The organism is Bradyrhizobium sp. Kon56, assembly GCF_055807635.1.
In genome coordinates this window covers 1-22035 of the sequence record NZ_JBVVOU010000013.1, presented here as the reverse complement: position 1 = coordinate 22035, position 22035 = coordinate 1, and the positions used below count along the sequence as shown (strand labels likewise).

General features: G+C 64.6%; 19 protein-coding genes. 10 read left to right on the top strand and 9 right to left on the bottom strand.

The features are described 5' to 3' along the window. Positions 1-397 precede the first annotated feature (397 nt). Positions 398-1111 (bottom strand): hypothetical protein, encoded by a 714-nt coding sequence (locus AC0L3B_RS21070; RefSeq protein ID WP_018454268.1) that lies wholly within the window; start codon positions 1109-1111, stop codon positions 398-400. A 280-nt stretch (positions 1112-1391) separates the two neighbouring features. Here AC0L3B_RS21070 and AC0L3B_RS21065 point away from each other — a divergent pair, with 280 nt between their 5' ends. Both AC0L3B_RS21065 and AC0L3B_RS21060 read left to right on the top strand, forming a co-directional pair. Continuing rightward, positions 1392-2315 carry an ABC transporter ATP-binding protein gene (locus AC0L3B_RS21065; RefSeq protein WP_018454267.1) on the top strand — a complete coding sequence of 308 codons (924 nt, stop codon included), beginning with the start codon at positions 1392-1394 and terminating at the stop codon, positions 2313-2315. Beyond that, positions 2312-3073 carry an ABC transporter permease gene (locus tag AC0L3B_RS21060; RefSeq protein ID WP_018454266.1) on the top strand — a complete coding sequence of 254 codons (762 nt, stop codon included), beginning with the start codon at positions 2312-2314 and terminating at the stop codon, positions 3071-3073. Before AC0L3B_RS21065 ends, AC0L3B_RS21060 begins: the two co-directional genes overlap by 4 nt. Before the next feature lie 48 nt (positions 3074-3121). Here AC0L3B_RS21060 and AC0L3B_RS21055 read toward each other — a convergent pair whose 3' ends face one another. Further along, positions 3122-3445: a hypothetical protein gene (locus tag AC0L3B_RS21055; RefSeq protein WP_085349135.1), complete on the bottom strand. Its 324-nt coding sequence runs from the start codon at positions 3443-3445 to the stop codon at positions 3122-3124. A gap of 305 nt (positions 3446-3750) precedes the next feature. Here AC0L3B_RS21055 and AC0L3B_RS21050 point away from each other — a divergent pair, with 305 nt between their 5' ends. Genes AC0L3B_RS21050 through AC0L3B_RS21040 form a run of 3 tightly spaced genes read left to right on the top strand, consistent with a single transcriptional unit; the run spans position 3751 to position 6761 of the window. Then, positions 3751-4557, top strand: a complete 807-nt coding sequence (locus AC0L3B_RS21050) for a L,D-transpeptidase (RefSeq protein WP_473380977.1) — start codon at positions 3751-3753, stop codon at positions 4555-4557. A 5-nt stretch (positions 4558-4562) separates the two neighbouring features. Further along, a complete protein-coding gene (locus AC0L3B_RS21045; protein ID WP_473380976.1) occupies positions 4563-5036 on the top strand; it encodes an acyl carrier protein in 474 nt (157 codons plus the stop codon). A gap of 24 nt (positions 5037-5060) precedes the next feature. Continuing rightward, positions 5061-6761 (top strand): fatty acyl-AMP ligase, encoded by a 1701-nt coding sequence (locus AC0L3B_RS21040; RefSeq protein ID WP_473380975.1) that lies wholly within the window; start codon positions 5061-5063, stop codon positions 6759-6761. Between the two features lie 6 nt (positions 6762-6767). Here AC0L3B_RS21040 and AC0L3B_RS21035 read toward each other — a convergent pair whose 3' ends face one another. From AC0L3B_RS21035 to AC0L3B_RS21025, 3 genes are read right to left on the bottom strand one after another with little or no spacing between them, the layout of a single operon-like run. Further along, entirely contained in the window at positions 6768-7781 is a 1014-nt protein-coding gene (locus AC0L3B_RS21035; RefSeq protein ID WP_473380974.1) for a hypothetical protein, read from the bottom strand. Further along, positions 7756-9138, bottom strand: a complete 1383-nt coding sequence (locus AC0L3B_RS21030; protein ID WP_473380973.1) for an MBOAT family O-acyltransferase — start codon at positions 9136-9138, stop codon at positions 7756-7758. The genes AC0L3B_RS21035 and AC0L3B_RS21030 overlap by 26 nt, the downstream gene beginning before the upstream one ends. Positions 9139-9182: 44 nt before the next feature. Continuing rightward, complete coding sequence (locus AC0L3B_RS21025; protein ID WP_473380972.1) at positions 9183-10142, bottom strand: acyl-CoA desaturase; 960 nt, start codon at positions 10140-10142, stop codon at positions 9183-9185. A gap of 220 nt (positions 10143-10362) precedes the next feature. Here AC0L3B_RS21025 and AC0L3B_RS21020 point away from each other — a divergent pair, with 220 nt between their 5' ends. Continuing rightward, a complete protein-coding gene (locus AC0L3B_RS21020; RefSeq protein WP_473296709.1) occupies positions 10363-11298 on the top strand; it encodes a glycerophosphodiester phosphodiesterase in 936 nt (311 codons plus the stop codon). Positions 11299-11307: 9 nt separating this feature from the next. On the opposite strand, the gene AC0L3B_RS21015 is transcribed toward AC0L3B_RS21020, so the two are convergent. Next, positions 11308-13587: a spermidine synthase gene (locus AC0L3B_RS21015; protein ID WP_473380971.1), complete on the bottom strand. Its 2280-nt coding sequence runs from the start codon at positions 13585-13587 to the stop codon at positions 11308-11310. A gap of 168 nt (positions 13588-13755) precedes the next feature. Between AC0L3B_RS21015 and AC0L3B_RS21010 the strand changes: the two genes are divergently transcribed. Further along, positions 13756-15366, top strand: coding sequence for a phytoene desaturase family protein (locus AC0L3B_RS21010; protein ID WP_473380970.1), 1611 nt, complete (start codon positions 13756-13758; stop codon positions 15364-15366). A gap of 276 nt (positions 15367-15642) precedes the next feature. Here the strand turns inward: AC0L3B_RS21010 and AC0L3B_RS21005 are convergent, their stop codons facing one another. Then, positions 15643-15798, bottom strand: a complete 156-nt coding sequence (locus AC0L3B_RS21005) for a Flp family type IVb pilin (RefSeq protein WP_085395715.1) — start codon at positions 15796-15798, stop codon at positions 15643-15645. A 162-nt stretch (positions 15799-15960) separates the two neighbouring features. Between AC0L3B_RS21005 and AC0L3B_RS21000 the strand changes: the two genes are divergently transcribed. Beyond that, positions 15961-16848 carry a 50S ribosomal protein L11 methyltransferase gene (locus AC0L3B_RS21000; protein WP_377788783.1) on the top strand — a complete coding sequence of 296 codons (888 nt, stop codon included), beginning with the start codon at positions 15961-15963 and terminating at the stop codon, positions 16846-16848. A 24-nt stretch (positions 16849-16872) separates the two neighbouring features. On the opposite strand, the gene AC0L3B_RS20995 is transcribed toward AC0L3B_RS21000, so the two are convergent. Continuing rightward, positions 16873-17052, bottom strand: a complete 180-nt coding sequence (locus AC0L3B_RS20995; RefSeq protein ID WP_018454252.1) for a hypothetical protein — start codon at positions 17050-17052, stop codon at positions 16873-16875. Positions 17053-17240: 188 nt separating this feature from the next. Here AC0L3B_RS20995 and AC0L3B_RS20990 point away from each other — a divergent pair, with 188 nt between their 5' ends. Beyond that, positions 17241-19070, top strand: a complete 1830-nt coding sequence (locus AC0L3B_RS20990) for an aminopeptidase P family protein (RefSeq protein ID WP_473380969.1) — start codon at positions 17241-17243, stop codon at positions 19068-19070. A gap of 312 nt (positions 19071-19382) precedes the next feature. Next, positions 19383-20657, top strand: a complete 1275-nt coding sequence (locus AC0L3B_RS20985) for a multidrug effflux MFS transporter (protein WP_377788787.1) — start codon at positions 19383-19385, stop codon at positions 20655-20657. A 174-nt stretch (positions 20658-20831) separates the two neighbouring features. On the opposite strand, the gene ligA is transcribed toward AC0L3B_RS20985, so the two are convergent. Further along, positions 20832-22035: NAD-dependent DNA ligase LigA (gene ligA / locus AC0L3B_RS20980; RefSeq protein WP_473380968.1), on the bottom strand; the 1204-nt coding region annotated here is incomplete at its 5' end.

Here is a 22035-nt window from a genome sequence, read left to right as displayed (position 1 = left end):
ACAGACGGCACACCGGAAGGCCGGCCTGTCAATTCGAGGAACTCTTGCACTTCGAGGAACTCTTGCGACCGTCGCTGTTGCCGGCGAGCAACGCACGCTGCGTCCGCAGCGCGTGCTGTCTTAACAAGCCGGCTCGCGTCGCGCTCAACTGGCTCGATTGAGGCTGCGGCTTTTTCTCAAGGGCATTTTCGGAAACAGGCCGACCGGCCCATATCCGCTCGGGCTGAACCGCCATGGGGCCGACGTTTCGTCCGCTTGTCATGCTGTAACAACACCAGATCGTACGCCGAGTTCCCTTCCTCACCGGCGGGTGATCGAGCTTGGCTTGTGCAGATACGACAATGCCGCCGTCGGCGTGACGGCGGCATTGTCAATTCACCTGCTTGCGGCGAACGGCTTAATTCCGGGGAGCCGTTGCCGCCGCCGAGCGCGCCGACCTGGGCGCGCCGGGTTCGGCAACCGGAGCCGGTGCGCGCGAGCGCATGATTGCGGCGTCGATCTCGGCAATCACGCGGCGCTGGATCGCTTCGTTCTTGTCGATCGAGATGTGGCCGACGCCGGAGCCGCGGACGTCGACATTGTCGAGCTTGCCGCGAAAACCGTCCGCGCGCTTCACCGGCTCGCCGGGGCCGTCGCCGATATAGATGTTGATGTAGCGCTCCGCGCCGGTCGACAGCTTGGTCTTGAACACGGAGTCGAGCCCGATCGCGAGTTTCACGGGCACGCCGAGACGGTTGAGCTTGGCGATCATGTCTGGCAGCGCAGTCGCGCCGGAGGAGTGCCCGACCAGTACGATGGTCTTGAGCCGGCCGGCCTTGTAGGCGGTCGCGGCCTCATCCGCGAGCGAGGACCAGGACACGAAATTCGCCACGGTCACCGGGATGCCCTGCGCCTGGAGCCGGGCGCCGATCGTGTCGAGCCCGAGCGAGAAGATGTTGAGCACGCCGCGGAGCAGGTAGACATGCGTGGTCGCGACGGCAGCCTGGCTTGGCGCCGCCTTGGCGGTGGTCGGGCTGATGGCAACAGCTGACAGCAGGAGCAGGCCCATCGCCCAGGCACGGAGGGCGGACAACTGGCTGACGCCAGCGGTGTGACGGCCGTTCGGTCTCATCGATCTTTTCCCTGGGAATATGCTTCGGCCGGAATCGTAGCCATGGCCTGCTCGCAGACGCAACAAAGAGCCGCGTGAACGACGATCTTAGCATCAAGCCGTGACCATCGCGCAACACTTGCCCGAAACCTGCCACGGAAGGAGCTGTTTCGAGGCCATTTTTCTCCCGCTAATTGCAGCCGCGCAAGGGCCTTCCTATGTCAGGGCTCCGCTGACCCGCCCCTCCCGGTAGGTTCCAGCCTCCCCTCCCCAGCCTTAGCCCCTCAGACTTGCGGCCATCATGTCCTCCATCATTTCCGTCGCCAATTTGTCGAAGACCTATGGGTCCGGCTTCAAGGCGCTCAAGAACGTCAATCTTGACATCACGCGCGGCGAAATCTTCGCCTTGCTCGGCCCCAACGGCGCCGGCAAGACCACGCTGATCTCGATCATCTGCGGCATTGCCAATCCGAGCGAAGGCAAGGTCCTCGTCGGCGGCGAGAACATCCAGACCTCCTATCGCAAGGCGCGCTCGCTGATCGGGCTGGTGCCGCAGGAATTGCACACCGATGCCTTCGAGAGCGTGTGGGCGACCGTGAGCTTCTCCCGCGGGCTGTTCGGCAAGCCGAAGAACCCCGATCATATCGAGAAGGTGCTGAAAGACCTCTCGCTGTGGGACAAGAAGGACAGCAAGATCATCACGCTCTCCGGCGGCATGAAGCGTCGCGTGATGATCGCCAAAGCGCTGTCGCACGAGCCGCAGATCCTGTTCCTGGACGAGCCGACCGCCGGGGTCGACGTCGAACTGCGCAAGGGCATGTGGGAGGTGGTGCGCACGCTCCAGCAATCCGGCGTCACCATCATCCTGACCACGCATTACATCGAGGAAGCCGAGGAGATGGCCGACCGCATCGGCGTCATCAACAAGGGCGAGATCGTGCTGATCGAGGACAAGGCCACCTTGATGCAGAAGCTCGGCAAGAAGCGGCTGACGCTGCATCTGCAAGGCAAGCTCGATGCGCTGCCGGAGAGCCTCAGGCATTACGAGCTCGACCTCTGCGACGGCGGCGCGACGCTGGTCTACGACTACGACACCAAGGGCGAGCGCACCGGCATCACCAGCCTGCTCGGCGATCTCCGTACAGCCGGCATCCGGTTCAACGATCTCGACACGACGCAATCGTCGCTCGAGGACATCTTCGTCGATCTCGTGAGGGCGTCATGAACTACCGCGCTGTCCGCGCCATCTACCTGTTCGAAATGGCGCGCACCTGGCGCACGCTGCTGCAAAGCATCGTCTCGCCGGTGGTCTCGACCTCGCTGTATTTCGTGGTGTTCGGCGCCGCGATCGGCTCGCGCATCAGCCAGGTCGAGGGCGTCAGCTACGGCACCTTCATCGTGCCGGGCCTGATCATGCTCTCGGTGCTGACGCAGAGCATCGCCAACGCCTCGTTCGGCATCTACTTCCCGAAATTCACCGGCACGATCTACGAGATCCTGTCGGCGCCGATCTCCTATTTCGAGATCGTGCTCGGCTATGTCGGCGCGGCCGCGACCAAATCGATCATCCTCGGCCTGATCATCCTCGCCACGGCTGGCCTGTTCGTGCCGCTGCACATCCATCATCCGGTCTGGATGCTGGCCTTCCTTGTGCTGACGGCGGTGACGTTCAGCCTGTTCGGCTTCATCATCGGCATCTGGGCCGACGGATTCGAAAAGCTGCAGATGATCCCGATGCTGGTGGTGACGCCGTTGACCTTCCTCGGCGGCAGCTTCTATTCCATCGACATGCTGCCGCCCGCCTGGCGCACGGTGGCGCTGCTCAATCCGGTCGTCTATCTGATCTCCGGCTTCCGCTGGAGCTTCTACGAGATCGCGGACGTCAGCATGGCCGTCAGCATCGGCATGACAACGGCGTTCCTGGTGATCTGCCTGGTCGTGATCTGGTGGATTTTCCGCACGGGATATCGGTTGAAGAACTGATCCGGCCGTCATTCCGGGGGGCACGCGCGCGCCCCGGAATCGCAAGCTCTACCGATAGCAGTGGAAGCGGTTGTATCCGTCGTAATAGCCGCGACACCGACGGTGGCCGCGATGGGGAATGCCGAACACCCCCTCGACCGCGCCGACGGCACCGCCGACACCGGCGCCGACCGCGCCCCCAACCACGCCGCCGACGGGGCCGGCGATCCGGTTGCCTTCGTAAGAACCTTCCTGGGCGCCCCGAACGATGCCTTGGGCATGGCCAGGCTGGGGGACGCAGGACAGCGCGGCCAGAACGGCCGCGCCAGCGAAGAGCACACGGAAAGGCAGACCAGCCGGCCGAGAAGCGGCGGCGACGCAAACTTTGTTCATCTTCATTCCCAAAGGTAAAACCGGCCGCGGAAGCGGCCGGTCGAGGCAGCGATCGTCAACGCCGATGCGGCCAAATGGTTGCGCCCCGGATGGTTGCACCATTGTGATGAATTGTCGGCGTTGTGAACGCATCTCCCGCTCGCGAAAATGTCAGCGCTGCCGCTCGCTTTGCGGCACAAAGCGGCCTTGCTTACGCCGGGCGTCCCGTTAACGATGGCAATAAGGTTTGCTTTGCAGGCCGCTGGAACGAAAGCGCGATTGCAGGCATAATGCACGCCGGGGGACGGAGAGCCGCGGCGCCTAGTATGAACAGGCCGGAGGCCACGAGTCAGATGCGTTCGTTTTTTATTGCTTTCACCTCCCTGATGCTTTTGAGCGCGGGCGCCGCGCAGGCCAAGGTCGACATCACCGTCGACAAGGACAATCAGCAGATGACCGTCGCCGTCGACGGCGTCGCGCGCTACCACTGGCCGGTGTCGACAGGCATCCCCTCGCGGGAGACGCCGAACGGCGCGTTCCGCGCCTTCCGCATGGAAGAGGATCACTATTCCAAGGAATTCGACGACGCGCCGATGCCGCACGCGATCTTCTTCACCAAGGTCGGGCACGCCATCCACGGCACCGACTCGGTCGGCCGGCTCGGCACGCCCGCCTCGCATGGCTGCGTGCGGCTGTCGCGCCAGAATGCCACCACGCTCTACGCGCTGGTGCAGCAGCAGGGCGTGCTCAACACCACGGTAACGCTGACCGGCTCGGCGCAGGTGGCGCTCGCCCGCAATCCGCGTGGCCGCAATCCCACGGCAGTGGCCCGCGCGCCGCAGCCCGCCGAAGAGCAGTACGCCACATCAGGCGATCCCGTGAACCTGACGCCTCAGGCCGCACCTGCCCGCCGCTACATGCCGCAAGACGACAACTACATCTATCCGGCCGACGGCAGCGACACCGGCGCGCGCTACCCCGCGCCGCGCAGTAGCCGCCCGCTCTATGACGCGCAGGTCTATCAGCCGCAGCCGCAGCAATACTACAATCAGGGCTACGGCCAGCAGGGCACCTACTATCAGCCGCAGCCCCGGCAGGTTTACCAACCGCGTGGCTATTACTACCAGAACTGACCTACTTGAACGCGGCGTTGCCGCGCCAGCGAATCAGGAAGCCGCGGCCGCGACGGGCGCTTGCCGCAATCGACCGCAGGAAATGGCGCCAGCCCGTGCACGGATTGGGCACCGGCCGACGCAAGGAAGCAACAGTCCACAACCTTCAACGCGGCGGCGTTCCGACCAAATTGACAACCAGGGGGTCGCCCCTATTGTCGTTCCCATTGTTTCTGGGACATGACATGACACGCGAGCAGATTTCGGATTTCTGCGTTACCGCCCTGGCAAATATCCTGCGAATTTCGAGCGACCGCGTCGATATCGGCACGAAATTCAGCCGCCTCGGCCTCGATTCGGCGATGCTGGTCTACCTGATGATGGAACTCGAGGAGAAGCTCGACCTCGAGCTGTCGACGGACGACTTCTACGACCATCCGACCGTTGAGGCGTTGTCGCGGTTTCTCGCCGACAAGCGCGCAATCCGCCCCGCCGCCTGAGGGCGGCTGAAGTCGGCGCAACCCATGGAAACCTTCCGCTCGCTCGTGGCATTGCTGGCCCGGCGTGCGGCGGAGCAGGCCGACGACCGCGCCTATGTCTTCGTCTCCGATCGCGGGACGGAGGACGCTGTCCTCAGCTTTCGACAGCTGCACGATGCCGCGGGCGCGCTCGCGTCGCGACTGACCGTGGCCGCGCGTCCCGGCGATCGCGCCATCCTGGTGTTTCCGCCCGGCATCGAATTCATGGTGGCGTTCTTCGGCTGTCTGATGGCCGGCATCATCGCCGTGCCGATGATGATGCCGCGGCGAAACGGCGCGCGCGATGCCAGCGCCGCGATCCTCGCCAATTGCACGCCGGCGGTGGCGCTGACCAATTCGGCCGTCGCGCTCCGCGGTGATTTGCGGGCACGCTTCGCGCATGAGCACATTCGCTGGATCGAGGTCGATCTCGCCGCGGCCGAAGGTGAGACAATCGAACTACCCGAGCCGGCGCCGGACGACATCGCCTTCCTGCAATACACCTCCGGCTCCACGTCCGCGCCCAAAGGCGTAATGGTGAGCCACGCCAATCTGCTCGCCAATCTCGAGATGATCCGGCTCGCGCTCGGCAACAGCCGGCAATCGACTTACGTCAATTGGGTGCCGCTCTATCACGACATGGGGCTGATCCTGAACGCGCTGCAAGCGCTCTATGTCGGCGCGACCTGCGTACTGATGGCGCCGAACGCGTTCATGCAGCGGCCGCTCGGCTGGCTGCGCGCGATCGCGCATTATCGCGCGGAAGTGGCATGCAGCCCGAACTTCGGCTTCGATTTCTGCGTCAGCCGCTATCGCGCCGACCAGATGGAAGGCATCGAGCTGTCCTCGCTCAGGATCGCACTGAACGGCGCAGAACCGGTGCATGCGGAAACCATCGAGCGGTTCATCCAGACATTTGCGCCCCACGGCTTCGATCCGCGCGCAATGTATCCCGCCTACGGAATGGCGGAAGCGACGCTCCTGATTTCCGGCGGACGCCGTGGCGGCGGTCATGTCACACGCAGCGTGAGCCGCACGGCGCTGCAGGCGCATGCGGCGCAGGCGCCTTCCGACGCCGAAGATACACAGGTCGCCGTCGGCTGCGGGCGCCCGCTCACCGGCGAACGGATCGCCATCGTGGACGCGGACAACCGCACGCGGCTGCCCGCGGACCGCGTCGGTGAGATATGGGTGAGTGGGGCCAATATTGCCCGCGCCTATTGGCGCAACGACGAGGCGACGCGCGAGGGGCTCAATGCGCAGATTGCCGGCGAAGACGGAGCGTGGCTGCGCACCGGCGACCTCGGCTTCATCGACGTCACAGGCGAATTGTTCGTCACGGGACGGATCAAGGACCTCATCATCATCCGTGGCATCAACCATTATCCGCAGGACGTGGAGCGCACGGTGCAATCGCTCGATGGAGCTTTGCGCGAAAACTGCGGCGCGGCGTTCTCGGTGCCGGACGAGACCGGCGAAGAAATGCTCGTCATCGTCCAGGAAATCGAGCGCACCGCGCGCCACTCGATCGACACCGAAGCGATCAAGGGCCGAATTCGCGAGGCCGTCGCCGACAACCACGAACTCTCCGCGCGTCACATCGCGCTGATCCGGCCCGGCACGCTGCCGAAGACCACCAGCGGCAAGATCCAGCGCAAGCTGGCACGCAAGCTCTGGCTCGATGGCGGGTTCGAACAGCTCGGCTGAGACCACTCAGAAATCGATCTTCGCGCTCTCCCCATCGCGCAGGCTCGCATCGATCCCCTGCTCGATCTTGCGCGCGAGAATTGGGCGATAATGGATGAAGTCGGCAAAATTGGCGCGGTCGCGCGTGAGATCGTTGTCGACGCGATAGCTGATGAAATTGCTGCGCGGTCGGTCCGCGACCACTTTCTTCAGCGCGGCATCGCAGGCGCTGCGCTCCAAGGCGGCTTCCGTACTGGGCTTCGGCACAGTGGTCGCCAAGGTCGGCGGCACGATGATGACGACGGGCACATCGGCCGGCAATGCCCTGACGATATCTGCCAGCGCAGCGATCTCGGGAAATGTCGCCCGCATCTCGGCAGACGAGGCTGGCGCCGGATCCCTGGGCCAGCCGACTTCCTTGAATTGGCCCGGCGGCCAGATGTCCTCGTAGCTGACAAAGCCGTCAGGGTTCATCCGTGGTCGCCGGCCAAGGCCGATACTGATGCGTTGAAAGGCGTGCTCGATTGCCTGCCAGGAGATCAGCCGTGCGGCGTAGGTGACGACGCTTCTGTCATAGAGCCAGTCGGGAAACGGGACGCCGCCCTCCTCCTTCGCCCGTGCATGCGTGCACCAGCCAGGGTCGGTCACGATCACCAGTGCGCCGACCTCCCGGTGATTCCGCAGGAAGAAGTCCAGCACTGCGAGCTCCTGGCGGGGAAATGCACCGGTCATGTAGAGCTGCACGAACCGCAGGCCGGTTGCGCGCGACAATTCCGCCGGCTCGACCATCTGCGCCGTCGAATTGCCCAGGATCGCGGCATTGAAATCCGGATCCCGCGCGCGGCTCGCGGCCGTGATTTTGGTCAGACGATTATCGACGCCGTCGATGCCAAGCAGGCCGAGCTTGCCGCTGTCATAGGGATCGACCGCCACCATCAGTGCGAGCACCAGCAGCGCAGCCCCGATCAGCGTGCCCAGACACGCCAGCAAGCTCCGGCCCCAGCCGAGATCGGTCTCAGAACTTGAAGTAGACGAACTCATGGAGATCCCGACCACCCATGTGAAGCAGCAATGCGAATAGCCCAAGACCGAGCAGACCCGCGAGCCACGGATTGGGACGGCGCGTGAGCACCGCCACGATGTCCTGGCTCGCCGGCAGCAGGAAGGCGAACAGCGGCGCTGCGATTAGCGGCCACAAATGCTTTCCGCGCTCGAGCGGGAGCGGCGAAGCCAGTCCGGCGAAGACATGCCAGGCCGCCTCCACCGATCCCGCACGAAAGATCACGCCGGTCGCGAGCACGAACAGCACGGTAAGCGCCCAGCCGAGCCATGACGGGAACTCCGGGCCATAGCGACGCCACAGCGTGCAGGCGACCAGCGCAAGCCCGTGCAGCACGCCCCACAGCACGAAGGTCCAGCTCGCGCCGTGCCAGAGGCCACACAGCGCCATCGTGATCATCATCGCGCCGAAAAACTGCACCGGCAGCCAGCGCCGCGGCAGCAGGCGCAGATTGACCAGCGGATAAAACACGTAATCGCGCAGGAACAGCATCAGGGTGATGTGCCAGCGCTGCCAGAAATCCTGGATATTGGTCGAGCGCAGCGGCGCATCGAAATTGTACGGCAGCTGCACGCCGAAGAGCAGGCCGAGGCCGATCGCGATGTCGGAATAGCCGGAGAAATCGAACAGGATCTGGAAGGAGAAGCAGAAGGCGAGCCAGGCGTCACCGCCCGCGAGCGGCCCGTTCGCGGCCTGCGCGTAGATGGGATCGAGCAGATGCGCGAGGCCGTCGGCGATCACGATTTTCTCGAACAGGCCGATCGCGATGAAGCAGGTGGCGATGCAGAACTGACGCTGCCAGCCCGGAACGTAGACCTGCCTGCCGAACTGATGCATCACCTCCGACCAGCGCGCCAGGGGGCCGGCGATCGCCTGCGGGAAGAAGGCGATGTAGAGCGCATAGCGGTCGAACGCATAGAGCGGCGCCCTGCCGCGCTTCAGGTCGACCAGATACATGATGTGATGGAAGGTGAAGAAGGAGATGCCGAGCGGCAGCCCGACGTCGAGCACCGGCAGCGTCGTACCGAGCACGAGACCCAGATTAGCGAGAACGAAGTTGGCGTATTTGAACAGCGCCAGCACCACGAGATCGAGCCCGATCACCAGTGTCAGCAGCGCCGGCCATTTCACGCGCCCATAGGCAAACGAGGCGAGCCAGTTGATCGCGATCGAGCCGATCAGGAGCAGGATGAAGGACGGGCTGCCCCAGGCATAGAAGGCGAGCGACAGCGCGACCTGCACGCCGATACGCAAGCCCGGATAGGGGTCGGCCAAGCGATAGATCAGCAGCGCCGCGGGCAGGAAGACCAGGAGAAAGGGATAGTCGTTGAACAGCATCGGTTCACAGCCGCGCCATCGCCGGCGTGAGCCGGCGATGATGCTCAGCCCGTTTCGAGGTCGGGCGCAGCGTCACCCGGCTGCCGCAGCATGCGTCGCGCAATCTTCTCGTCGCTCGGCACCTTGACGTCCCAGGCCAGTCCCAGCGCTTCCAGCGCCCTGATGAAGACAAAGCCCGGATCGAACTCGAACCAGCGCAAGCCGAAGGCCGCGGAATAGGGAAAGGCGTGGTGGTTGTTGTGCCAGCCCTCGCCCCAGGCAAGCCAGGCCACCACGCCGAGATTGCGGCTGTTGTCGTCGCGGGTGACGAACGGCTGCGCGCCAAAGCTATGCATGACGGAGTTGATGGCCGACATGGTCTGCTCGACCACGAACATGCGCACCACGCCGCCCCAGAGCAAGCCGGTCAGTGCGCCCCACGGGCTCATCGTGGCGAGGCCGCCGATCGCGGCCGGCAGCACCAGGCCGAGACCGACCCAACTGTAATAGTAGCTGTTGACGGCAACCAGCCTGCGATCCGCCATCAGATCCGGAACATAGTGCGCAACATTGGGATAATCGTGCGCGATCATCCAGGTCAAATGCGCGTGCAGGAAGCCGCGCAGGCGGCCGAATGCGCCCTTGCCGTGCAGCCGCGGCGAATGCAGATCGCCGTCGTGATCGGACAATTCGTGGTGCCGGCGGTGCATTGCCGCCCAGGACAGCATGGGACCGCGGCCGGCCATCGATCCCATCACGACCAGGATCGCACTCATCGCCGTGGAGGTCGCGAAGGCGCGGTGGGTGAAGAGCCGGTGATAGCCGACGGTAAGGCCGAGGCCGGTGACCAGCCAGAAGCCGACGAACAGGCCAAGCTCCATCGCGCCGATCGGGCGGTAGAACAGAAGGACCAGCGCCAGCAGCGTGCCGACGAAGGGCAAAACGTCGAAGATCATGAAATGCCGGCGCTGCATCCGGCGAAAATGCCGGCTGCGGATAATTCGATGATCGCGTTGCTGCTGCACGGGCGGGATTCCAGGGCACCGACTATGAGTACATACCCCCGCGGCGGCCGCAACCCAAGCCGCCGCCCAAGGTTTCAACAGCCAGGAAAGCCTATACAATAGGACGGACGCGCCAAACGCGTTGAAATATCGCCCCTTTCCCCTTGCCCCATGAGCCACCATGCCGTCACGTGCTGCGACGATCTTGACCGTACTGTCACTTCTCATTGCGGGACCGGGCATGGCATTTGATTCGGCTTTCGACCTCGAGGCCCATCGCGGCGGGCGGGCACTGCTGCCGGAAAACACGCTTCCGGCCTTCGCCAACGCGCTGTCGATCGGCGTGGACACGCTGGAGCTCGATGTCGGCATCACCGCCGACGGCGAAGTCGTCGTCTCGCATGAGCGCGGGCTCAATCCTGATATCACGCGGGATGCGAACGGCGCCTACGTCACGCCTCCCGGCACGCCCTTCGTGAAACTGCGGCTCGCCGATGTCAGGACCTATGACGTCGGCCAGATCCGGTCAGACAGCCCTTACGAAAAGCAATTCCCCGACCAGCGCGCCATGCCCGGGACCCGTATTCCGACCTTGAGCGAGCTGTTCGCGCTGGTGCGCAAATCCGGCAATACGCGCGTGCGCTTCAACGTCGAGACCAAGATCGATCCGAACCATCCGGACGAGACGCTCGATCCGCAATCTTTCGTCACCAGGCTGCTCGGCGTGATCGAAGCCGAGAAATTCTCCGACCGCGTCATGATCCAGTCGTTCGACTGGCGGACCCTGCTGCTCGTCCAGCAGCGGGCACCAAAGATGCCGACGGTGTACCTGACGCTCCAGCGCGGCTCGGGCCAGACGGTGGCGCTGGACAAGGCGACCAATTGGACGGCGGGCTTCAGCCCGGCCGATCACGGCGGGTCGCTGCCGCGGACCATCAAGGCTGCGGGCGGCGCGGTCTGGTCACCCTATTTCGGCGATGTGACCGCGGCACTGATCGCCGAGGCCCATGCGCTCGGGCTGCGTGTCGTGGTCTGGACGGTCAACAAACCCGAAGACATGGCGCGCATGATCGAGATCGGCGTCGACGGGATCATCTCCGACAGGCCCGATTTGTTGCGGCAGGTCGCGGGCGAGAAGGCAATCGCGTTGCCCGCGGGGACGCCGGTGGAGCCGTAGAAGCGGGCCCTACTCCCCGTCCCGCAAGCGCCGGTACAGCGCGCCCAAAATGTTGGAGTAATCGTCGGTCCAGACCCGCACCCGGTCGTCGGCTTCGGTCTGCTCCCATGTTTTCGACGATGCGAGCCTGCCGACGTCGGCATCCTCGCGGGCGGAGATGACGACGTCGGTCGAGAAGATGTAGTCACCATCGCGCCCGGAATCCTCGTTGTAGACCCAGCTCTTGAGATCGTTGGCATCGGCGATACCGACCACGACCGTATCGAGATCGAGGTGGCGGTTGGAGACGTGCATCACCACGGCGCCGTGCGGAGCGAGCTTGTCCTTGTAGATCTTCATCGCCTCTTCGGTCGCAAGATGGATCGGGATCGCATCCGACGAATAGGCATCGACGATGATGAGATCATAGGCACCGTCCGGCTCCTTCGCGAAGGTGAGGCGGGCATCGCCGATCACCGGCTTCAGGCCCGGCATGCAGCTCGAGATGTAGCGGAAATTCTTCGGATCGCTTGCCGCGTCGACCATGGACTGATCGATCTCGAAGAATGTCCAGCTCTCGCCGGGCTCGGCGGCGCAGGCGAGCGTGCCCGATCCGACGCCGATCGCCGCGACCTTCAGCGGCGCGCCCTTGCGCTCGCGCATCGCGGTCACGGCCTGACCGATGCCGCCGTCCTTGTGATAGTAGGTGATCGGCTCCGGCCGGCCGGTGACCGGCGTGCCGTCATTGTTGAGGAAGCGCTCGGCGCCGTGAATCGTGGTGCCGTGCATCAGCACGTGGAAATAGCCGCCGGGCGTCACCACGATCTTGTGCACGCCGAAGAAGCTGCGCACCGTGGTGACGCGGCCTTCGTCCGCCGGATAAACCCGGATCAACGCCAGCGCGAGCGCGACGGTGGCGAATATCTTCCAGCGGCCGGCGTTGACCGCCAGCGCCAGCAGCGCGGCGAGCACGCCGACGCCGCCGGCCATCCAGACCCGGTGATCCTCGAACCAGGTCGATAGCCCGCCCGTCGTGGTGGACGGCACAACGAGCACGACGGCGAGCGCGGCAAGCGCCAGCCAGTACCATTTGACGATGCCCGCCAGCCGCTCGTTCGCGGGCGGCCGGCACAGCGCGGCAAGCGCAACCAGGATCGGATATTCGGCGATCCAGGAGAATGTGAACGGCGCAAGGAGCCCTGCGAACAGGCCGCCGACCATGCCGCCGAACGATAGCGCGACATAGAATCCGGTGAGATATTTGGCGGCCGGCCGGGTTCGCGCCAATTCGCCGTGGCAGGCCATCGCGATGACGAAGAAGCACAATTGATGACCGCCGAGCGTCAGCAGCAGGTTCTGTTCGCCGCCGAACGCCAGCAGGAAGACGACGCCCGCGATCGCGACCGGCTGGAGCATCAGCATCCATTTGTGCGGCAGTAACGGCCGCGACTGGAACACCACCACCCAGGTCAGGAGATACAGCGACAGCGGCAGCACCCACAGCAGCGGCGCTGCCGCAACATCGGTCGAGATGTGCGCGGTGACGGCGATGAGCAGGCCGGACGGCACTCCGGCGAGGAATATCCAGCGCAGCCGCGTCATGAGACCGGGCGCCGGCGCATTCAAATCCTCGGTTCGCGCATCGACCATGGCCAGTTTCGGCGAGCGCAACAGCAGCACGCCGCAGGCGGCGATCAGGACGATCAGAATGCCGTAACCGCCGGTCCAGAGCCGGTTCTGCGTGTGCAGCGTGAACATCGGCTCCAGCAGGAACGGATAGGACAGCAGGGCGAGGAAGCTGCCGATGTTGGAGGACGCATAGAGGAAATAGGGATCGTGTCCGGCAGGATGCCCGGTGCGGACGAACCAGGCCTGCAGCAACGGATTGTTGGCGGCAAGCGCGAAGAACGGCAGCCCGATCGAGATCACGAACAGACCGAGCAGCCAGATCGCGTAGCCCGAAGCGGGCGGATCGCCATAGGCCGAGGCGATGCCGAGCGGCAACGTGACGAACGCCGTGATCAGCAGCAGGAGATGCACCACCACCGGAACGATGCGGTTCCTCACCTGCATCAACAAATGCGCATAGGCGTAGCCCGCCAGCAGCAGCGACTGGAAGAACACCATCGCCACCGACCACACCGCCGGCGAGCCGCCGAGCCGCGGCAGGACCATTTTCGTGAACAGCGGCTGCACCGAGAACAGCAACAGCGCGCTGACGAAGATCGCGGCGGTGTAGACCGTCAGCAGCAGCCGGTTGCGTGACGAGGACGGCTGCTCCGTGGCGGCGGGTTGCACGATCGAATCCATGGAAGCTCCAGCCCCGGCGGGCGCCGGGCGCGCGCAATGGAGCACAAGGCGCCTGAACGGGCAATAAAGGGTCTCGTGATGTTGCAGCGGGGAATGCTTGATATACAGATGTCCCGAGCCCGGTCGTTCAGACCATCCCGGAATGGGCGTGGAACAGCTGACCCCTTCATGATCGAAACCGACGTCATCATCATCGGCGCTGGCCATAACGGCCTCACCTGCGCGGCCTATCTCGCGATGGCCGGCTTGCGCGTGCGCGTGGTCGAGCGCCGCAAGGTGGTCGGCGGGGCCGCGGTCACGGAGGAATTTCATCCCGGCTTCCGCAATTCGGTCGCGGCCTACACCGTGAGCCTGCTTAATCCGCAGGTGATCCGCGACTTGAAGCTGGCCGAACAGGGCCTGCGCATCGTCGAACGGCGCGCGCAGAATTTTCTGCCCGCCCCCGACGGCAGCTATCTGCTCACCGGCGAGGGGCGGACGCAGGCGTCCGTCGCCCGGCTGAGCCCGCATGACGCAAATGCACTCGACGGGTTTTCGCGCGAACTGGAAGATATCGCCGACGTGCTTCGGCAATTCGTGCTGCGCGCGCCGCCAAACCTGCTCGATGGTTTCGGCACGGCCTCGATCCGCGAAGCCGTGAACGCATTCCAGAGCGCCAACATCCTGCGCGGGCTGTCGCTGGAGCAGAGCCGCAGCCTGCTCGATCTCTTCACCCGCTCGGCCGGCGAGATGCTGGACGAACGTTTCGAGCATGATCTGGTCAAGGCGCTGTTCGGCTTCGATGCCATCGTCGGCAATTATGCCAGCCCCTACGCCGCGGGCTCGGCCTATGTGATGCTGCATCACGCCTTCGGCGAGGTGAACGGCAAGAAGGGCGTCTGGGGTCACGCCATCGGCGGCATGGGTGCGATCACGCAGGCCATGGCGCGCGCCGCACGCGACCGCGGCGTTGTGATCGACACCGATGCAGGCGTGCGCGAGGTCATCGTCGAGCGCGATCGCGCGGTCGGCGTGGCGCTGGAGAACGGTACGACCATCCGCGCGAAATATGTCGCAGCCAACGTCAATCCGAAACTGCTCTACACGCGGCTGGTCGCCGCCGATGCGCTTCCCCAAGACTTCCTCGCCCGCATCCGGCACTGGAAGAACGGCTCCGGCACCTTCCGCATGAACGTGGCGCTGGACCGCCTGCCCTCCTTCACGGCGCTGCCGGGCGACGGCGATCATCTCACCTCCGGCATTATCCTGGCCCCTGATCTCGGCTACATGGACCGCGCCTTTTTCGATGCCCGCGCGCACGGCTGGAGCCGGGAGCCGGTCGTGGAAATGCTGATCCCCTCGACGCTCGACGACACGCTCGCGCCCGCAGGACACCACGTCGCAAGCCTGTTCTGCCAGCACGTCGCGCCGGAGCTTCCCGATGGGAAGTCGTGGGACGACCATCGCGACGAGGTTGCCGACCTCATGATCGCGACGGTGGACAAATACGCGCCGGGTTTTGCGACAAGCGTGCTCGGCCGCCAGATCCTGTCACCGCTCGACCTCGAACGGCAGTTCGGCCTGCTCGGCGGCGACATCTTCCACGGCGCGCTGACGCTGAACCAGCTGTTTTCGGCGCGGCCGATGCTGGGCCACGCCGATTATCGCGGGCCCGTGAAGGGCCTCTATCATTGCGGCTCCGGCGCCCACCCCGGCGGCGGCGTCACCGGCGCGCCTGGCCACAACGCCGCCCAGGCAATCCTGAGGGATCACCGGTCGTTGTTCGGAAGCCGTGGATAAGCCTGTGGATGGGCTGTGGACAGACTGTTGGCAAAGCTGTGAAAGGGCGGTGGGTTATGCCCCTTCAAAGCCTGCTACAAATCGGTGGAAAATCCGAGAATGAGCGGCGGGATAATCCGTGGACAAAGTCCGGACAAACCAGCGGGTAGCCTGTGGGCATTCTGTGAAAACCTCTCCCCAAAACGACTTCGCCCGCCAGGGGGCAATTCCCCCGGCGGGCGCGGCTCGAAAGCAGTCGTATGGAGAATTGCCCCGCCGGGAAATGGGAGGCGGAAATTACTTTAAGGAGCTGCTAATCGAAGTGAACTTGTCGTTCATGGTGGTGCCCAGTCCGTTCACGACGGTGATGATCGCCAGCGCGATGCCGGCTGCGATCAGGCCGTACTCGATTGCGGTTGCACCTGAATCGTCGGTCCAGAATTTCAAAATCATGCGCTTCAAGTCTCGCCTCCTTTTCCATTTCAAGCTGTGTGGGTTGCCCAACACCCGCAATTCTACGTGGCACAACCTGCGGTCGGGTTAACCTCATAAATGCAAGTTATTAGAAAAATCGGGAACAAAAGTTCCAAAAATTGAACCGGACGGAACCCTGAGATGCAGCCTGCCCCCACCCATCGCGCCAGTTTTTCGATCGGCAGCGAGATCGCTGCCAAGCGCATCGTCGACGTCCTCACCGAGGTTTTCTTCGAAGACGATGCGGCGGTCGCCGCCTTCGAGCAGCCGAACGGACAGTGGGACGTCGCGCTGCATTTCGCGCACGCACCGGACCGGGCGTGGCTGCGCGAACTCGTTGCAACATCAGCAGGAAATGAGATCGCGGACACGCTGGCCTTCGACACCGTCGAAGCCAGGGACTGGGTCAAGTCGAGCCTGGAAGATCTCGTCCCGGTGCCGGCCGGGCGCTTCGTCGTCCACGGCAACCATGACCGCGACCGCGTGGCGCCAAACAAGCTCGCCATCGAGATCGAGGCGGCTCTCGCCTTCGGCACTGGCCATCACGGCACCACACGCGGCTGTTTACTCCTGCTTGACCATGTCCTGAAACGCACCCGGCCCGGCCGCGTGCTCGACCTCGGCACCGGAACCGGCGTACTGGGAATTGCGGCGGCAAAGGCGCTGCATCGCGCGGTGCTAGCCTCCGACATCGACCCGGCCTCGGTCAAGGTGGCAGCCGAGAACGCCTTGTTGAACGAGGTGGGTCACCATGTGCGCGTGATCCGCGCCACCGGCTTCGCTGCAGCTGATTTCGGCAGATGCGGCCCGTTCGACCTGGTGCTGGCCAACATCCTTGCCAATCCGTTACGGCAATTGGCGGGCCCGATGACGCGCCACCTCGCCCCTGGCGGGCGCGTCATCCTCTCCGGCCTGTTGACGCCCCAGGTCCCCGCCGTGATCGCCGCCTACCGCGCGCGCGGCCTCGTGCCTCTGAAGCACATGCGAATCCAGGGATGGAGCAGCCTGTTGCTGCGGAAGATGGGGTGAGTACGGCCGCTGCCGTAGATGCCGCTACTTTGCCGTCTCTTCGTCCCGGCGCATCGCGCGCTCGGCCTGCGAGGCGCGCCTCGCGCGGCGTTCGGCGAAACGGTCGATCATCTGGCTGATCAGGCCGCGCGGTTTCTTCGGTGTTGCCGCAGCCGGGGCGCGGCGCACCGGCGGCGTAATCTTTTCAAACGTGAACGCAGGCATCGAGTGTCCCCTCGTCGTTGAGATGAACAACTTGCTCGAATTTCCCTGTCATCTGGACGAAGCGCAACTGCCGCATCCTGTACTCCACTCAATTCGAATGGAACTTGTTCAAGCACAGTCCATGCCAGATGCGACCTCAAATGCGTCTACATTGCGGACTGATCCGCATGATCCTAAAGTGATCCACCATGTTCGAAGCGCATTTCCAGACATTCGAGGAGCCCGAGGCCGGCGTCGCGTTGACAGCCCGGCTGGCCGCGCTCCGTGAAGAACTCGCCCGCCGCAAGCTGACCGGTTTCGTGATTCCACGCGCCGATCAGCAGCAGAATGAGTACGTGCCGCCGTCCGAAGAACGTCTCGCCTGGCTGACCGGTTTTACGGGCTCGGCGGGACTGGCGGTGGTGCTGACGCACGAGGCCGCGGTCTTCGTCGACGGCCGCTACACGATCCAGGCGGCCAAGCAGGTCGATTCAAGGGCCTGGGCCGTGGAATCTCTGATCGATCCCCCGCCGGAAAGCTGGATGTCGGCACACCTGAAGGCCGGCGACCGCCTAGGATTTGATCCGTGGCTGCACACTTTTGCAGCAGCCGAGCGTTTGGCCGCCGCCTGCACCAAGGCCGGTGCCGAACTGGTCGCCGTCGACAGCAATCCGGTCGATGCGATCTGGCATGACCGGCCACAGCCGCCGATTGCGCCGGTCACGGTGCACGGAATGCAACATGCCGGCGTGACTGAAGCCGAGAAGCTGACGCAGATCAGGAGCGAGATCGGCAAGCTCGGCGTCGATGCGTTGGTGCTGTCCGACAGCCATGCCGTGGCCTGGACCTTCAACATCCGCGGCGCCGACGTCGCGCATACGCCGCTGCCGCTGTCCTATGCGCTGGTGCCGAAGGACAGCCGTCCCACCATCTTCATCGATCACCGCAAGCTCTCAAATCTGACCCGCGACCATCTCGAGCAGTCCGCCGACGTGCGCGAGCCCGATGCGATGGCGCCGACGCTGATGGCGCTCGCCAAGAGCGGTGGATCGATCGCGCTCGACAATGCGACCGCGGCCGACGCCCTCAGCCGGCTGATCACGGGCGCCGGCGGCAAGCCGGTCCGCGGCAGCGATCCGATCGCCCTGCTCAAGGCGGTCAAGAACACGACCGAGATCAAGGGCACGCAAACGGCGCACCGGCGCGACGCCGTGGCGCTGGCACGCTTTCTCGCCTTCATCGACCGCGAGGCGGCAAGCGGCAAGCTCACCGAGATCGACGCGGTCGAGGCGCTGGAGACATTCCGCCGCGACACCGGCGCGCTCAAAGATGTGTCGTTCCCGACCATATCGGGCACCGGCCCGAATGGCGCGATCGTGCACTACCGCGTCACCCGCAAGAGCAACCGGCGGATCGTCCCCGGCGATCTGCTGCTGATCGATTCAGGTGCACAATACGAAGACGGCACCACCGACGTCACCCGCACCATGGCCGTGGGCGAGCCGACCGACGAGATGCGCGACCGCTTCACGCGTGTGCTGCGCGGCCACATCGCAATTGCGCGGGCGATCTTTCCCGACGGCACCACCGGCGCGCAGCTCGACACACTCGCACGGCAATATCTCTGGGCCGCCGGCGTCGATTTCGAGCATGGCACCGGCCACGGCGTCGGCAGCTATCTGAGCGTGCATGAGGGGCCTGCGCGAATCTCGAAGCTCGGCACCACGCCGCTCAAGCGCGGCATGATCCTGTCCAACGAGCCCGGCTACTACAAGACCGATGGTTTCGGCATCCGCATCGAGAACCTCGAACTGGTGGTCGCGGTCGACATCAAGGGCGCGGAAAAATCGATGAACGCGTTCGAGACGCTGACCCTGGCACCGATCGACCGCCGGCTGATCGAGGTCGGCATGCTCAGCAAGGACGAACTCGACTGGCTCAACGCCTACCACGCGCGCGTCAGGGCCGAGGTGCGGCCGGCGCTGGACGAGACGACCAAGGCCTGGCTGGACCAGGCCACGGCGGAGCTGAAGGCGTAAATTCGCCATTCACGGGCTCGACGCATAGCACCACGCGATTTGCGCAAGGCTCATTCCCACCTCCGCTGTCATGCCCCGCGAAGGCGGGGAATCCAGTATTCCAGAGACAGCAAACGCATGCGGAGAAGCCGCGGCGTACTGGATCGCCCGGTCAAGCCGGGCGATGACACCGACTTTTTGGCACGAACATCGCGCCCAATCGGTCGCCACTATAACCGTCCCGGAATCCGTATAGCCGCATTCCGAAACGCCGATATGCGTCTTGTGCGAGCGCGCTACAGTCCGATTCGAATTTCTACGAGACGGACACGCATGCACGGCATGATCAGCAAGCCGCCGGACACGGCGAAGAACCTCGCGACCTCGCGCGTGGTGTTGCTGCTGCTCGTCGTCATGACCGGCATCGCGCCGATCTCGCTTTACATGCTGGTTCCGGCGCTGCCGGTGCTGGCGACGACCTTTGGCAGCGACATCTCGGTCGCGCAGATGACGGTGTCGCTGTATATGGTCGGCATCGCGCTGTCGCAACTCATCATGGGCCCGCTGTCGGACCGTTTCGGGCGGCGACCGGTGCTGCTCGGAGGACTGGCGCTGATGGTGGTCGCCAGCGCCGCCTGCATCTTCGCGGAAACCCTGCCGCAGCTGATCGCCGCGCGCTTTTTCCAGGCGTTGGGCGGCGCCGCGGGCATGGTGGTGAGCCGCGCCATCATCCGCGACATCTACGAGCGCGACCGCGTCGCCTCGATGATCAGCCTCGTGGTCGCGGCGCTGATGATCGGGCAGATGGTCTCTCCGCTCACCGGCGGCCTGATCGAAACCGCGTTCGGCTGGCGCGCGATCTTCTACGCCATCACCGTCGCCGCGATCATTGTCGCCGTCGGAATCGCATTCGCGCTGCCCGAGACCCGCCGAGACCGCGTCGCCGGCAGCGGCTTTCGCGGCGATGTCGGCATCCTGATCCGCAACCGCGCCTTCGTCGGCTACGTGATGTGCCAGGTGCTGGCCTCGCAGATCATCTTCACCTTCGCGGGCGGCGGCCCCTATATCGTGGTAACGCAGATGGGCAGGACCAGCGCCGAATACGGCGCGTGGTTCGCGACGACGGGCTTTGCGTATCTCGTCGGCAATCTGCTCTGCGTGCGCTTCGCGCCCAGGCACTCGCTGGAGAAGTTGATCTGGTTCGGCCTCGCGCTTCAGCTTTGCGGCAGCCTGTTGAACCTGCTCTGGAGCTTCACCGGCTGGAACGAGGCGCCCGCCTGGCTGTTCGGCACGCAGATGATCGTGATGGTCGGCAATGCCTTCGTGATGGCAAACTCGGCCGCCGGCGCGATCAGCATCCGTCCCGAGGCCGCCGGCACCGCGTCAGGTGCGATGGGCTTTCTCCAGCAGGGCATCGGCGCGCTGATGTCGCAATTCGGCGCCTATCTCGGCGGCCATTCCGCGACCACGCTGCCGCTCACCGCCGCGGTACTGGCGATCTCCCTGCTCTGCGCCTGCACGATGACCTTCGTCGTCCCCCGCCGCGAGGTCATGGTGAGCGAGACGCTGATCGAGCAGGCGGAAGAGGAAGAGAGCGGGATGATGTGATCGGGCGCGGTGAGGCCTTCTTCCTTCTCCCCTTGTGGGAGAAGGTGGCGCGCGTAGCGCGCCGGATGAGGGGTCTCTCTCCGCACGGGTCCCCTCTCAAAGTTTGAATTCGAGGATAGAACCCCTCATCCGGCGCTGCGCGCCACCTTCTCCCACAAGGGGAGAAGGGAAGAGTCACTCCCCGATCAGCGCCAGCCACTCGTCCTCGGTCAGCACCTTGACGCCATGCTTGTTGGCCTCCGCGAGCTTCGAACCTGCGCCGGGGCCTGCGACGACGAGATCGGTTTTCTTGGACACCGACCCGGACACTTTTGCGCCTAGCCGCTCAGCGGTGGCCTTGGCCTCGTCGCGCGTCATCTTCTCCAGCGAGCCCGTGAACACCACGGTCTTGCCGGCGACGGCGGAGTTACTCTTCGGCTTCTCCGCGTCGATGATCTCGACCTCCCTGGTAAGCCGCTCGACGATGCCGCGATTGTGGCTCTCGCCGAAATAATCGGCGATGCTCTTGATCACGGTCTCGCCGATCTGGTCGAGCGCGTCCATCTCGGCCATCGCCTCCTCGTCGCCCTTGGCGACCTTGAGGCTGGCATCGTGGAAGGCGTCCCAGGAGCCGTAGCCGCGGGCCAGCGCCAGCGCCGTGGTCTCGCCGATATGGCGCATGCCGAGCGCGAAGATAAAGCGCTCCAGTGCAATCTTCCGACGGCTCTCGATCGCGCTGAACAGATTGCGCACCGAGGTTGCCCCGTAACCCTCGATGTCCTCGAGCTTGAGTTTCGAATTGCGCTTTTCCAGCGTGAAGATGTCCGCTGGCTCCTTCACAAAGCCCTCGTCGAAGAAATACTGGAGCTGCTTCTCGCCAAGACCGTCGATGTCGAAGGCGCGCCGCGACACGAACAGCTTCAGATGCTCGATCTTCTGGTAGGGGCAGGCGAACTCGCCGGTGCAGCGAGCGCGTGAGCCCTCTTCGCCCGCCGCCGTCTCCTCGCGCGTGACGTCGGTGTGCAACGGGCACGGGCACTTCTTCGGAAACTGGAATTCCCTGGCAGCCTTCGGCCGCTTGTCGAGGACGACGTCGACCACCTGCGGGATGACGTCGCCGGCGCGCTGGATCACGACGGTGTCGCCGATCCTGATGTCGCGGCCCTCGCGCAGCACTTCGCCCTTATTGCCGATACCCTTGATGTAGTCCTCGTTGTGCAGCGTGACGTTCTGCACGATCACGCCGCCGACGCCGACCGGTTCGAGCTTGCCGACCGGCGTGAACGAGCCGGTGCGGCCGACCTGGATCTCGATGTCGCGCAACACCGTCGTGGCGCGCTCGGCCGGGAATTTGTGGGCAATGCCCCAGCGCGGCGTGCGCGAGACGAAGCCGAGCCGC

Coding starts and splice junctions, on each gene's coding strand:
- AC0L3B_RS21035 (WP_473380974.1), bottom strand. CDS start 7,781: ATGAGTTCGTCTACTTCAAGTTCTGAGACCGATCTCGGCTGGGGCCGG.
- AC0L3B_RS21070 (WP_018454268.1), bottom strand. CDS start 1,111: ATGAGACCGAACGGCCGTCACACCGCTGGCGTCAGCCAGTTGTCCGCC.
- AC0L3B_RS21000 (WP_377788783.1), top strand. CDS start 15,961: ATGCAGCCTGCCCCCACCCATCGCGCCAGTTTTTCGATCGGCAGCGAG.
- AC0L3B_RS21065 (WP_018454267.1), top strand. CDS start 1,392: ATGTCCTCCATCATTTCCGTCGCCAATTTGTCGAAGACCTATGGGTCC.
- AC0L3B_RS21010 (WP_473380970.1), top strand. CDS start 13,756: ATGATCGAAACCGACGTCATCATCATCGGCGCTGGCCATAACGGCCTC.
- AC0L3B_RS21030 (WP_473380973.1), bottom strand. CDS start 9,138: ATGCTGTTCAACGACTATCCCTTTCTCCTGGTCTTCCTGCCCGCGGCG.
- AC0L3B_RS20990 (WP_473380969.1), top strand. CDS start 17,241: ATGTTCGAAGCGCATTTCCAGACATTCGAGGAGCCCGAGGCCGGCGTC.
- AC0L3B_RS21055 (WP_085349135.1), bottom strand. CDS start 3,445: ATGAACAAAGTTTGCGTCGCCGCCGCTTCTCGGCCGGCTGGTCTGCCT.
- AC0L3B_RS21015 (WP_473380971.1), bottom strand. CDS start 13,587: ATGGATTCGATCGTGCAACCCGCCGCCACGGAGCAGCCGTCCTCGTCA.
- AC0L3B_RS21060 (WP_018454266.1), top strand. CDS start 2,312: ATGAACTACCGCGCTGTCCGCGCCATCTACCTGTTCGAAATGGCGCGC.
- AC0L3B_RS21050 (WP_473380977.1), top strand. CDS start 3,751: ATGAACAGGCCGGAGGCCACGAGTCAGATGCGTTCGTTTTTTATTGCT.
- AC0L3B_RS20985 (WP_377788787.1), top strand. CDS start 19,383: ATGCACGGCATGATCAGCAAGCCGCCGGACACGGCGAAGAACCTCGCG.
- AC0L3B_RS21040 (WP_473380975.1), top strand. CDS start 5,061: ATGGAAACCTTCCGCTCGCTCGTGGCATTGCTGGCCCGGCGTGCGGCG.
- AC0L3B_RS21005 (WP_085395715.1), bottom strand. CDS start 15,798: ATGATTTTGAAATTCTGGACCGACGATTCAGGTGCAACCGCAATCGAG.
- AC0L3B_RS21020 (WP_473296709.1), top strand. CDS start 10,363: ATGGCATTTGATTCGGCTTTCGACCTCGAGGCCCATCGCGGCGGGCGG.
- AC0L3B_RS20995 (WP_018454252.1), bottom strand. CDS start 17,052: ATGCCTGCGTTCACGTTTGAAAAGATTACGCCGCCGGTGCGCCGCGCC.